This is a genomic window from Shouchella oshimensis (assembly GCF_002019765.1).
Lineage (GTDB): Bacteria > Bacillota > Bacilli > Bacillales > Bacillaceae_D > Shouchella > Shouchella oshimensis.
Genome location: NZ_KV917380.1, coordinates 1,561,529 through 1,574,752, shown reverse-complemented (window position 1 = coordinate 1,574,752; position 13,224 = coordinate 1,561,529). Strand labels below are relative to the sequence as shown.

11 protein-coding genes and 1 riboswitch are annotated in these 13,224 nt (G+C 39.6%); of the genes, 4 read left to right on the top strand and 7 right to left on the bottom strand.

The window, feature by feature from the left end; translation table 11 throughout:
* Positions 1–83 precede the first annotated feature (83 nt).
* Complete coding sequence (mntR, locus tag BK583_RS07895; protein WP_038481304.1) at positions 84–509, bottom strand: transcriptional regulator MntR; 426 nt, start codon at positions 507–509, stop codon at positions 84–86.
* A gap of 78 nt (positions 510–587) precedes the next feature.
* Positions 588–1,613: a spore photoproduct lyase gene (gene splB / locus BK583_RS07890; protein ID WP_038481307.1), complete on the bottom strand. Its 1,026-nt coding sequence runs from the start codon at positions 1,611–1,613 to the stop codon at positions 588–590.
* A 142-nt stretch (positions 1,614–1,755) separates the two neighbouring features.
* On the opposite strand from splB, the gene dat reads away from it, so the two are divergent.
* On the top strand, positions 1,756–2,610 hold the full coding sequence (gene dat / locus BK583_RS07885; protein WP_055736349.1) for a D-amino-acid transaminase: 855 nt from the start codon (positions 1,756–1,758) through the stop codon (positions 2,608–2,610).
* On the opposite strand, the gene helD is transcribed toward dat, so the two are convergent.
* Complete coding sequence (gene helD / locus BK583_RS07880) at positions 2,607–4,910, bottom strand: RNA polymerase recycling motor HelD (protein WP_055736348.1); 2,304 nt, start codon at positions 4,908–4,910, stop codon at positions 2,607–2,609. The two genes, dat and helD, sit on opposite strands and share 4 nt — an antisense overlap.
* Positions 4,911–4,988: 78 nt before the next feature.
* A complete protein-coding gene (locus tag BK583_RS07875; protein WP_055736385.1) occupies positions 4,989–5,768 on the bottom strand; it encodes a lipoate--protein ligase family protein in 780 nt (259 codons plus the stop codon).
* 169 nt (positions 5,769–5,937) lie between these two features.
* Here BK583_RS07875 and BK583_RS07870 point away from each other — a divergent pair, with 169 nt between their 5' ends.
* Complete coding sequence (locus tag BK583_RS07870) at positions 5,938–6,324, top strand: rhodanese-like domain-containing protein (RefSeq protein WP_035395727.1); 387 nt, start codon at positions 5,938–5,940, stop codon at positions 6,322–6,324.
* Between the two features lie 46 nt (positions 6,325–6,370).
* On the opposite strand, the gene gcvPB is transcribed toward BK583_RS07870, so the two are convergent.
* The 3 genes from gcvPB to gcvT are packed head-to-tail and all read right to left on the bottom strand — an operon-like array spanning position 6,371 to position 10,313.
* Entirely contained in the window at positions 6,371–7,855 is a 1,485-nt protein-coding gene (gcvPB, locus tag BK583_RS07865; RefSeq protein ID WP_078440088.1) for an aminomethyl-transferring glycine dehydrogenase subunit GcvPB, read from the bottom strand.
* A complete protein-coding gene (gcvPA, locus tag BK583_RS07860; RefSeq protein WP_269083168.1) occupies positions 7,852–9,198 on the bottom strand; it encodes an aminomethyl-transferring glycine dehydrogenase subunit GcvPA in 1,347 nt (448 codons plus the stop codon). The genes gcvPB and gcvPA overlap by 4 nt, the downstream gene beginning before the upstream one ends.
* A gap of 20 nt (positions 9,199–9,218) precedes the next feature.
* A complete protein-coding gene (gcvT, locus tag BK583_RS07855; protein WP_055736347.1) occupies positions 9,219–10,313 on the bottom strand; it encodes a glycine cleavage system aminomethyltransferase GcvT in 1,095 nt (364 codons plus the stop codon).
* A 156-nt stretch (positions 10,314–10,469) separates the two neighbouring features.
* Positions 10,470–10,565: riboswitch (glycine riboswitch) on the bottom strand.
* 158 nt (positions 10,566–10,723) lie between these two features.
* Between gcvT and BK583_RS07850 the strand changes: the two genes are divergently transcribed.
* Together BK583_RS07850 and BK583_RS07845 are read left to right on the top strand one after the other, a co-directional pair.
* The gene (locus tag BK583_RS07850; protein WP_055736346.1) at positions 10,724–12,400 is read left to right on the top strand and encodes a DEAD/DEAH box helicase; all 1,677 of its coding nucleotides are present in this window, start codon (positions 10,724–10,726) and stop codon (positions 12,398–12,400) included.
* The gene (locus tag BK583_RS07845; protein ID WP_038481325.1) at positions 12,387–13,187 is read left to right on the top strand and encodes a YqhG family protein; all 801 of its coding nucleotides are present in this window, start codon (positions 12,387–12,389) and stop codon (positions 13,185–13,187) included. Before BK583_RS07850 ends, BK583_RS07845 begins: the two co-directional genes overlap by 14 nt.
* Positions 13,188–13,224: the final 37 nt, after the last annotated feature.

Below are 13,224 nucleotides of genomic sequence, written 5' to 3'. Positions count from 1 at the left end.
GGGGTTGACTCATTTCTTATCAACGAAAAAACAAAAAAGATGCATGGGTCTTGTTACCCCTTGCACCTATTTAAAAAACCGTATTAATCAGCTTGATCGTTTCGCTTCTGAATATCCCTTAATGTCTCCAGTCTACTTTCCTTTTCTTGAAAGTATTGAACTAAATCACCGATTCGATCAATGGCATCCCAGCTAATATGATGTTCAATTCCTTCAACATCTTGATAAATATGATCTTCATTCACACCAATTATTTTCATAAAATCTTCTAGCAATTCATGTCGGTATACTAACCGCTTTCCGATTTTATTACCTTTTGCTGTTAGTATCAAACCTCTATATCGTTCATAAACAAGATAGTCGCTTTTGTCTAGCTTTTGTACCATTTTCGTTACCGAAGAAGGGTGGACTTCAAGTGCTTCTGCAATATCAGATACACGGGCATAGCCTTTTTCTTCAATCAACATATAAATACGTTCTAAATAATCTTCCATGCTCGGTGTTGGCATAGAATCCCCCCAATCCAAAGCGGACATAAATCCATTCAATCTTATCTTACTATAAAATGGGAGGAAGAACCAAGGAGATTACGTGAAGTATTCAATTTTTGCTTGTGGGAAAAAACGATCAATGTAGTCGGTTAGCGTATTTCGCAGCTCTCCAGCTTGCTCATCTTGGTAAACATACTTCCCTCTACCGTAGCGTCCCCACTTGTATTTACGCTCTTCCTCTTCCATTTCAAGCTTTGATTTTGGGTAGCGTTTCTGAATAATACGCTTGGCGGTTTTTGTAAATCGATGCTGGATCATTTCGAACGTTAAATCTTTTTTTGCATAAGCAGGTAAAATCGCTTCTAGTCGCTCAAACAATTCAAGATAACCTTCTTCCCATCCTTCATGCCAAATAATTGGCGCAACGATAAACCCTAATGGGTAATCAGCTTTCGCTACTTTTCCAGCTGCTTCAATACGTTCTAGGAAAGAAGACGTTCCTGGCTCGAAGTATTTAATGACATGTGCCGCATTAACGCTAAAACGAAATCGAGTATTTCCATTATGCTTGGCGTCAAGTAAATGGTCGACATGATGATATTTTGTAACAAACCGTAAACGAGCGTGATCGCGCTCACCCATAAATTCAATCGTCTTCTTTAGAGAATGGGTTAAATGATCGATCCCAACAATATCCGATGTACAAGCCGCTTCAAACCGAGTTGCTTCAGGCGCTCGTTCTTTAATATATCGATCGGCGGATTCATATATATCTTCAAGGTTTACATATGTGCGAATGTATGGCTTATCCCCAAGAGTTGTCTGTAAATAACAGTAATGACAGTGTCCCATACAGCCAGTTGCTAAAGGAATCGCATATTCCGCTGATGGCTTCGATGTATCAAATTTTAACGTTTTACGAACACCAATAACGAGTGTTGATTTCGCGTTTCGGTATTTTTGATTATCATTTTTACCTGGAATGTTCCGCACTTGATTGTGAGAGGTGGTTTCTCTAATTTCAACTCCCTCATTTTTAAACTTTTCATATAGCTGTTTTCCTAACGGATAGTCAAGAGCACGTGGCTCAATATATACTAGCTGAGGATAAAAGGGTCTCACGCTCAACTTCCTTTCCTTCTTTGATACTACTATCGTGCTTAAAAATAAAGATTTCATACAAAGCTTTTTGAACGTTATTGACAAATTGTTAAGGATTACGGAAAATAATAAGGAAAATACGATAAAAAGCGGGGGCATCTTAATGACATACGTTCTCTATAACGATTCAATTCTTGATGAAAATGACGTGGCAATTTCTTATAAAGATCGCGGCTATCATTTTGGGGATGGCGTCTATGAAGTCATTCGCGTTTATAATGGCCACTACTTCACTCTTGATGAACATCTAACTCGACTATACGAAAGTGCAAAAAAAATCGAATTAGAGATTCCTCATTCGTTTGAAGAGTTCAAAACGCTGCTACACGATTATAAAGAAACAGTAAAAACGGAAAACGGCTCGATTTATGTGCAAATTACCCGAGGCGCTAGTGACCGCAATCATTTGTATACGAAAGAAGAAAAGCCGGTCATACTTGGCTTTGAGGTAAAAGGAAAAAGTGTGGAAACTAAGCAAGAAGAAGGTGTTGCTGCTTATGTAACAGAGGATGTACGCTGGCTTCGATGTGATATTAAGTCTTTGAATTTACTTGGAAATGTTATGGCTAAACGAAAAGCATTTGATCATGATTGTGAGGAAGCTATTCTTTATCGTGAATCGGGTGTAACAGAGGGATCATCATCCAATTTATTTTTAATTAATAATGAGACTATATATACCCATCCAGCTAACAATCTTATTTTAAATGGCATTACACGACAAGAGATTTTAACGATTGCAAAAGAACTCGGCATTGGGGTTATTGAAGAACCATTCCCTAAAGAAGTCCTCCTTCACGCAGATGAAGCGTTTATTTCAAGCACTTCACTTGAAATCGTGCCTGTCCATACGTTTAAAGGCGATATTGAAGCAACGATGTCTGTGGGAACGGTAACAAAAAAACTTCAGCAAGCATTCAAAGAACGTGTACAAAAGAAAACAAACGCATCCGTTTAGGATAGCGTTTGTTTGGTGTAGGCAGACTCGTGAATTTTCTGCAAGAAACGGGAAGGCGCTCCAACAGTGAACAGTGCAAGCTCATGCATCGCTCGTGTACATGCTGTGTATAAATGAAATCGTTCTTGCTCCGTATGAAATCGCTGGTCCGACGCATTAAAAACAAGGACTGAATCAAATTCTATTCCTTTTGCTAAATAAATTGGTAACACAACAATTCCCGTATCATATTCGTGATGATCCTCTGTCACAAGCTGAATCGTTAGCCATTCACTTAACGTTGCATGGGCTTTTTTCGCTTCTTCAGCTGTTTTTGTTAAGATAGCAATCGTTTGATACCCTTCGTCTTGATACGCCTCAATAAACTCTACCATTGGTTTAATCACCGTAACTTGATTGGCTGCCTCGATGATGGTCGGCTGTTTTCCGTCTCGGTCGAACGGCTCCACTTTCTTCGGTTCAGGCAAAAGCTCACGGCTAAACGACATAATTGGCTTTGTTGATCGATAACTTTTTTTAAATTCGATGTACGTTGATTCTTTAGGCAGACCTACTCCAGCTAATAATTCTGCGGCGGTACCGGTCTGATGATTTAAGGATTGGGAATAGTCACCAACAATTGTAAAACGGGCACGAGGATATAACATTTGCAAATACATTAATTGAAATGACGAATAATCTTGCGCTTCATCAATAAATACATGTTTAATTGATCGATCTACTTGCAAGCCTTTTAATTGGTCTAACAAGTATAAATAAGGGGTGGCGTCCTCATATGGCATTCGTCCCTTGCTTAACTCGTGAACGGTGAACAAAGCTACTTGCGAAAATCCCTCAACCTTCCCATGGCGGCTTGATAGAAGAAATTGTTGATACATTCCATCAATATCTAAAAACGAAAACGACCGCACTAATCGCTGTAATGGCTTAAAGGCTGCTTTAGTAATCCGCTTTGCTAGCAGCTTCTCTTGTTGCTCCTCAAGATCAAACGTATCACTATTTAATTGCTTTCCGTCTACTTGATGGTACGTCTGCATTAAAGTCTCATTATCGGCAAGCTCTCGTTCTTGTTCCACCCAATCACTTGATCGTTCTTTTCCTTCTTGCTTAGCAAGCTCCTTTAACAACCATTCAGCCGTAAGCTTTAAGCGGTTTTGAAGTGTAATAGAATGGTCTAAGCAGTAAAAATACGTTTGAATATCTGTTTTTTTCACAATCGTACTGCCTTTAAAGCGTAGGTCTTTAAACAAAACACCGTCGATTTCAAGTTCAGCTAAATAATCGTCTAGACAATGTTTAAACAAAGGGCTCGATTTCAACTCAATACTACGCTTCCGTGTACGATAGCGTTCCGTTTGTTCATTTGAAAGCATATACTCCAACTGTTCAAAGTGGTTCTCCACATCAAATTTTTTCCCTAACCGTTTGTATAAATAGCCTTTTAACGTTTGCTGAGTCATATTCTCTTCACCTAGTTCAGGAAGCACAGTTGAAACATAGTTTGAAAACAACTCATTTGGAGAAAACAATATCAATTGTTGCGCATCCAGTTGCTCTCGGTGTCGAAACAATAAATAAGCTGCTCGCTGCATAGCAACAGACGTTTTCCCACTACCCGCTACTCCTTGCACAATTAAAAAGCGATTTCTTTCATTTCGAATCGCTTTATTTTGTTCTTTTTGAATCGTAGATACAATGGTTTTCATGGAAGTGGATGCCTGATCACTTAGCGCTTCTTTGAGTCGTTCATCTCCAATCGCTAGAGAGGTATCAAACATTGCCTTTAACTGCCCCCTGCGAAACACATATTGACGCTTCCCAACTAATTCAGCCTCTATTTCACCTGCAGGCGCATTGTAGGAAATCGGCCCAATTTCTGCGTCATAATACACGCTTGAGATGGGGGCTCGCCAGTCATAGATCAGAAACTCTTCTTCCGCTTCATCCATTAATGAAGCTAACCCTATATAGATAGGCTCCTCTTGCTTCTGTCCCTCCTCTTTTAAATCAATTCGTCCAAAATAAGGAGCATTAGCGAGTCTACGTAGCGTTTTCATTTGCTTTTTCATGACATCGCTACTACGCTCTCGCTCATGTAAAAGCTCTGCTTGCTGGCGGATACTCGAAATGGTTTCTTCTGCATCCTCCGTATTGGAAAAATTCATTGTTACGTTATCCCAAAAGGTTTCTTTTATTTCTTTTTCATCTTCGTGCACACCTTCAAGCTGTTGCTTTAATAGCGTTTGTTTTGTACGAATAAAGGCATGAATAAATGCCGCACGTTCATATTCATAATGCAAAAAAACACGTCCCTCCAGCGAACTCCATTTAACCGTATCGTTTATAGTAGCACAAACGATTTTTCCACTTCAAGGTTTTCATCTCCTATAGTTCCACTCATCGCTTTCATATCGTTCTTTTGCAAGCTGTTGGACTTCCTTTTCTTCCTTCGCTGTTAACGTATAAGGTTCAAGGATTATGTCTAGCCCTTTTTCAAATCCACTTTTAAATGCATGAACGGCTTCTTGCATAGAAACAGGTTTTTCCCTTAACTCATTAATGGCTACAGCTTTCTTTAAGAACTGCTGCTGCATTCGTTCTCGCAATCGATCCGTGCGATAATGAAACAAATCGAACAGCTTGTCGACGTCAAAATCGAATACGATTGAGCCATGCTGCAAAATGACCCCTTTTTGTCTCGTTTGTGCGCTTCCTGCAATTTTTCTACCTTCTACAACAAGTTCATACCAAGAGGGTGCATCAAAACAAACAGAAGAACGAGGGTTTTTTAACGCGTCTTTTTCTTGCTTACTTTCAGGAACAGAAAAGTAAGCAGAGAGACCCAACTCTTTAAACCCCTCAAGTAAACCTGTAGAAATAACACGGTACGCTTCTGTTACAGATGCAGGCATAGCAGGATGATGCTCTGAGACAATAACACTATACGTTAATTCATGTTCGTGAAGAACGCCTCTTCCTCCAGTCGGACGACGTACAAATCCTAACTTGTTTTCTTTTACTTTTTCCAGGTTAATTTCTTTTTCTACCTGTTGAAAGTAGCCAACAGATAAAGTCGCTGGATTCCAACCATAGAAACGAATGGTTGGAGGAATGGTACCATTACTATGCCAATTTAATAACGCTTCATCTAACGCCATATTGTATGAGGGTGCTTTGTTTCCGGAATAAATGAATCTCCAAATTTCAGTCAACTAAATCGCTTCCTTCTTGTTGTTGAATTCGTTTTGCATACTTACGATTGAAAAACCTACGTCCTATCGATATAATAAAGACAGATGAAACATTGAAGGGGAGTTCGCTAGAATTATGGAATTACAGACGATTATTCTTATTGTGCTTACAGTTGCATTACTTACATTTATCGTTGTTCGGTTACGTACACCAAACTATTTAAAAACACTATCTCAAGATGAGTTTATTAAAGGCTACCGAAAAGCGCAACTTATAGATGTTCGTGAGACACGTGAATTTGACGGAGGCCATATCTTAGGCGCACGAAATATTCCAATGTCTCAGCTTCGTCAGCGTCAAAATGAAATTCGCAAAGATCAACCGGTATATATTTACTGTCAATCAGGTGCACGAAGCAAACAAGCAGCAAAACTGATTAAAAAGAAACGTGGAGCCGAAGATATATCTCATCTAAAAGGCGGCTTTCGAAAGTGGACAGGTAAAGTAAAAAAGAAAAAATAAAGCGAAAAGCAGCTGTTATGCACAGCTGCTTTTTCTTCATTTCTTACTACGAATGCACCGTTTCTCCATGACGTTCATATTTTAAAATCGGTTTTCTCGCTGCCAACGTTTCATCTAGTCGGCTCACTACTGTATGGTGTGGCGCTTCTTGAACCACTTCTGGTGTTTTTTCAGCTTCCACTGCAATTTGAATCATGGCGTCTATAAAAGCATCAAGAGTTTCTTTTGACTCTGTCTCAGTCGGCTCAATCATCATACACTCTTCAACATTTAACGGGAAGTAAATAGTTGGAGGATGGTAGCCAAAATCAAGCAATCGTTTCGCTATATCAAGCGTACGAACACCCAGCTTCTTTTGACGTCTTCCAGAGAGCACAAACTCATGTTTACAGTGCTGTGCATATGGTAGATCATAATAAGGTGCCAATCGTCTCATCATATAGTTCGCGTTTAATACTGCGTATTCAGATACGAGTCTTAATCCTTCTGCCCCCATTGTGCGAATATACGTATATGCACGTAAATTAATGCCGTAGTTTCCATAGTAAGGCTTCACACGACCAATAGACTGTGGACGTTGGTAATCGAATTCATATTGATCTGCTTTTTTCACTAAAACTGGTTTTGGTAAAAATGGCAACAAGTCTTTCTTTACACCAACAGGGCCTGAACCTGGTCCGCCGCCTCCATGAGGACCAGTAAATGTTTTATGCAAATTTAAGTGAACAACGTCAAAACCCATATCCCCTGGACGAGTAATGCCTAATATCGCATTTGAATTAGCACCATCGTAATAGAGTTTCCCACCCGCTTCATGAATAATGGAAGCCATTTCAACGATATCAGCTTCAAACAATCCAAGTGTATTCGGGTTTGTAAGCATTAACGCTGCCGTTTCTTCATTGACAACTTCACGTAAATGATCTAAATCAACAAGACCATACTCATTTGTTCGAACTGTTACCGAATCAAATCCTGCTACTGTTGCTGATGCCGGATTTGTACCGTGAGCAGAGTCAGGTACAATCACTTTCGTCCGCTTAAAGTCTCCATTTGCTTCATGATATGCACGAATCATCATGAGTCCTGTCCACTCACCATGAGCACCAGCTGCTGGTTGAAGGGTGACTTCATCCATACCTGTAATTTCTGCAAGTGATGTTTGTAGCTGATACAACATCTTAAGAGAACCTTGGACTTGATACGCAGGCTGGTAAGGGTGTACGTTGCTTAGTCCTGATATTCTCGCTACATCTTCGTTCACTTTTGGATTGTATTTCATGGTGCATGAGCCTAGTGGATAGAAACCTGAATCTACACCATGGTTTCGTCTTGATAAAGCAGTATAGTGCCTCATAATTTGTAATTCAGATACTTGAGGTAACTCTGGCTCCCGCTCACGCAAAAACTCTTCAGGAATAAGGGAACTTATGTCTTCTTCTATAATATCGAGTTCTGGTAAACTATGTCCGAGTCGCCCTTCTTTGCTTTCTTCAAAGATTAGCGCCATTCCTCCGTTTTGTACTGTCATGCGAACGCCCCCAGTTCTTTTGCAAAGTGATCCAACTCTTCTTTTGAACGTAACTCTGTCACACAAATGAGCATTTGGTTTTCACGGCTTTCATCAACTTCTGCTAAATTAAATCCACCAATAATTCCTTTTTTAAAAAGCGCTTTGTTAACGAGTTCAACTGATTGATTCAGTTCAACGACAAATTCATTGAATGTTGCTCCATACGCTTGAATAGTGACTCCTTGTTGCTGGAGCTGTTTCTTTAAATAGTTTGTTTTTTGTACATTTTGTGTGGCCATTTCTTTTACGCCTTTTTTCCCAATAGCCGTCATTGCTACAGAGGCAGCTAACGCATTTAATGCTTGATTCGAACAAATATTTGACGTTGCTTTATCACGACGAATGTGCTGTTCACGGGCTTGCAACGTTAACACAAAGCCTCGATGGCCGTTTTCATCAACCGTTTGACCAACTAGACGTCCTGGCACTTTACGCATTAATTTTTTTGTTGTAGCAAAATAACCACAATGCGGACCACCAAATTGAGTCGGAATACCAAATGGTTGGGCATCTCCAATGACAATATCTGCCCCGAATTCACCAGGGGGTCTTAATAAACCAAGGGCAAGAGGATTACTTGAAACAACAAATTGGGCTTTTGTTGAATGAGTGATTTCCTCAATAGCGGCCAGCGGCTCTAAGCTTCCAAAGAAATTCGGGTGTTGAACAATGACACAAGCAACATCATGATCATGAAGCTGTTTTAACGCTTCTACATCCGTTACACCGTCTTTTGTTTCAATTTCTTTTACATCTAAGTTTTGTCCATACGCGTTTGTTCGCAGTACGTCTCTTGCTTCTGGGTGAACCGATTTTGATACAAGAATCGTTTTCTTTTTTGTATGCCCTGCTGATAACATCGCCGCTTCTGCTAAAGCGGTTGGCCCATCATACATAGATGAATTGGCTAAATCCATACCTGTCAGCTCACAAATCATCGTTTGAAATTCAAAAATTGCTTGTAGTTCACCTTGCGAAATTTCTGGTTGATAAGGCGTATACGCTGTGTAAAATTCTGATCGAGAAATCACATGATCAACAATTGAAGGAATATAATGTTCATAAACACCTGCACCTAAGTACGAAGGAAATTCTTTAATGGATGTATTCTCTTTAGCCAGTTGCTGAAAAAATGATAGCAACTCTGGCTCTTTTAATGCTCGTTCAATTGCTAATGTTCGATTAAAACGTGTATCCCCAGGTATATCTGATAACAACTCTTCAATTGATTGAACACCAATTGCTTGTAGCATATCTTGTTTATCTTCTTCAGTCATTGGTAGATAACGATGTACTTCCACTCAAAATTCCTCCCTTTATCTTAAACACTGCGTTTATAAAATGGCGTTTTCACTACTTTAGCTAGAATGTTTTTACCACGAATATGAACGGTTACTTCAGTATCTAATGCGGAAAAGTCGGCATCTAGTAAGACGAGTCCAACATTTTTTCCTAAAGTCGGTGATTGTGTTCCAGACGTTACAACCCCGATCTTCTTATCCTCTTTATAGACCTCATAACCATGTCTAGGTATACCTCTTCCAATCATTTCAATTCCAACTAGTTTCCGAGTTGGGCCTTCCGTTTTTTGCGCTTTTAATGCCTTTTGACCAATAAAAGGAGTCGCTTTATCTACTTTAACTGCAAAACCGATGCCAGCTTCAATTGGGGAAATTTCACGATTCAGTTCTTGACCGTATAGTGCCAATTTCGCTTCAAATCGTAAAGTATCTCTTGCCCCTAATCCACACGGAAGCAGACCGAACGGTTCTCCTGCTTTTAAAATCTTGTTCCAAAGCCCAGGTGCATCAGTGTGAGAAACATACAGTTCAAAACCGTCTTCTCCTGTATAGCCTGTTCTTGAAAGAAAGGTCGGTACCCCTCCAAGGGATACACCTTCTTGGAAACGAAATGGTTTGATGTTCGTAATCGTCGTTTCTGTGAGTGTTTGTAAAATGTTCACCGCTTTAGGCCCTTGAACAGCGAGTAGCGCCGTTTCTTTCGACACGTTGTTCAAGCTTACATCCCCTTGAATGTGCTCTTGAATCCAAGCAATATCCGACTCAATATTAGCAGCATTCAGAACAAGTACATACGCATCCTCCGAGCGACGATAAACGATTAAATCATCTACCGTCCCCCCGCTTTCTGTGCACATTGCATGGTACTGGGCCTGACCATCTTCCATCTTTGAAAGATCATTTGTCAAAAGTCTTTGTAAATTACTTAGCGCATCTGGTCCCTCTACTTCTAATTCACCCATGTGTGATACATCAAATAGTCCAGCTGACCCGCGAACCGCAAAGTGCTCTGCTTTAATTCCACTAAACGAAACGGGCATTTCCCAACCACCAAAATCAACTGTTTTTGCAAGATTTTGATATTCTTCAAATAAAGGTGTTCGTTGTAACGTCATATGTACCCCTCCTCTAAGTTCTTGACCGATAAAAAAAGGACAAAGCAAACACAACGGTGTTTGCTCTGTCCTTTGAACCAGAAAGTTTCATTCAGATGGTTCTTAGTCTGAATTGTCTTCGTAGGTGGCTTGCTCATCAAGCGCTCTCCAGAGATGCGTCCAGTAAAAGTCTTTTTTGCCTGAGAGATTCACATATGTTTGCTCCTTCGGCGCTATGCTTATGAATCACATAGTCTCTCCCTTTACTATCATCCGCTTTATTCAATTCGCTTATCGTTTAAAAAGCTGGAATTCGTCCATACTAAAAAGAGTCTGTTAACACTTTTAATCCTACCAACGGACAAATAAATAAGCAACAGATTTTTCGCAAATTCAGCATATTTTTTCTTAATATAAAGGATGTGAACCCGTTGGATATTAACATTAATTTCGATAAAGACTGGAATGTTCGGTTTTTAGAGAAGATCGATCAAGATGGTCCTTGGTCAGACTTTGAAACCTATAAACTTGCTTTTGAAGCGCAGCAACATTTACAAATACCAGAATTTAGCGGACTTGTGGCACCACGATACCTCCCGCAGCTTGAGCCTTATCAACACCAAATTGAAGCGGCAGAAACCGTTATTGAGGAGATGCATGGAAAAGCCATTCTTGCTGACGAAGTAGGATTAGGTAAGACTATTGAAGCAGGCCTTGTTTTAAAGGAATACATGATCCGTGGTCTAGTGAAGAAAGCCCTTATTTTAGTACCTGCTTCCCTTGTTTCTCAGTGGGCAAATGAGCTTAATTCAAAGTTCTTTATTCCAGCTATTTCACAAAAAAAAGCATATGTGTGGGAACAATGCGATGTAGTTGTTGCCTCCATTGATACAGCTAAACGGGCACCCCACCGTGACATTGTCTTAGATCAACCATATGACATGGTCATTATTGATGAAGCACATAAATTAAAAAATCCTAAAACAAAAAACTATGAATTTATCCGATTGCTAAAAAAGAAGTACTGTTTGCTTTTAACAGCGACTCCTGTTCAAAACAAGCTTGAGGAAATCTTTAATTTAGTTTCCTTGCTTAAGCCTGGACATCTAGGGAACATTGAAAGTTTTGATAAAGCCTTTCGCTCTGATAAACGGTCAGCTAAAAATGATGAACAACTGCGTTCCCTTGTTCAAAAAGTAATGGTACGTAACAGACGCGAGGATACAGGTATTGAATGGACAAAGCGCGTTGTTCAAACAATCCCTATTGATTTTAGTGCGAGTGAACGCCAGTTCTATGAAAAACTAGAACAAAGTAAAGGGGCACTGAATCACTTTACTTTACTAACCTTAAAGCGAGAATTGTGCTCAAGTCGAGAAGCGGTGTTTATGACGTTAAAAAATACGATTGAAAAAGCCCAAGAAAATGGAAATGACCCTAGTTATGCAGTCAACCTTCTAAACGAAGCGGCTACAATTGAGGGCCATGCGAAAGCAGAAAAAGCGTTAGAGCTAATTAAAACAATAAAGGATAAAGTCATCATTTTTACAGAGTATCGTGCAACACAACTCTATTTGCAATGGTTTTTTAAACAACATCACATTACATCTGTACCATTTCGAGGGGGATTTAAACGTGGAAAAAAAGATTGGATGCGTGAGCTCTTTAAAAACCATGCTCAAGTATTAATTGCAACTGAAGCAGGTGGGGAAGGGATTAACTTGCAATTTTGTCACCACATTATTAACTATGACCTTCCATGGAATCCGATGCGTATTGAACAACGAATTGGACGCTTGCATCGCTTAGGGCAGCAACATGATGTGCAAATTTATAATTTCGCTGTTCAAGATACTGTTGAACAGAAAATATTAGACTTGTTATACGATAAAATTCATTTATTTGAATCTGTTATCGGTCAACTAGATGATATTCTTGCCAAGATTGAACTACCGAATTTAGATGAACATGTCAATAATATTATTGAACACTCTTCCTCAGACGGTGAAATGAAAATCAAATTCGATCACCTCGCTGCCGTGATTAACGAAGCTCAAGAAGAATTAAAGTCAGAAAACGAGGAGAAAGAGGACCATGAATCAGCTTGATATTCACAGCTATTTGAAGCGCTATTTTCTTACACATGATAGTACGCTAGTGGAAGAATCCCCGGCTCATTTAACGGTTAAACTATCCATTAAACTCGATAAAGCTCTAATGAACCGTCCTTTTTATTGGCATTACCAAGAGAAAATCGGTTCTGAACCGAATCCGATGACAATCACGCTCATTACAGATCAAAATCGTTGTCCAGAAGACCTTCAAGGAGAAGTTATTCATTTCGGTTCCCCCCGTTTATCTCAGATTTTTGATTCGGCTAATGAGCTCGGTTCTTTTATACGCATGTACGAAACGAAGTCAAACGTTACAGCAGGCTCGCACCCTCTGCACCCTTGGCTTTCCATCAATGCTAAGCTGTCGTTTCAGTGTGATCGAAAAAAGGACATTCTTCTGTCACTCGGTCTAAATTTAATTCACGGACAAATCGTTCCTCAATTTTTTGAAAAGGTGCAGCAGCTTACTTTAACGCCTAAAATTCCTGATTATTGCTTTACTCTTTCTCCCCTTATTAAGGTAGAGTCTGGCATCACGCGACTTCAAAAAGTGATGAAAACGTATATTGAAAACGAACCAACGGAGTGGGCATTAGCGGCTAAGAAGCGTTGGACTTATGACGAAGCCTTATTGGAATCCTTTTATGAAGGCATAGAAGATAAGCCAGACAGTTACTTTGCTGAAAAAGAAGCATTACGGGAGCGGTATGAGCCTCATATTAACATTTCGATTGTAAATGGAGGCATTTTTTACCTCCATCAACAACTGTTCCAACATTAAAAACCAAGCTACTTATGCAGCTTGGTTTTTGTTTTCA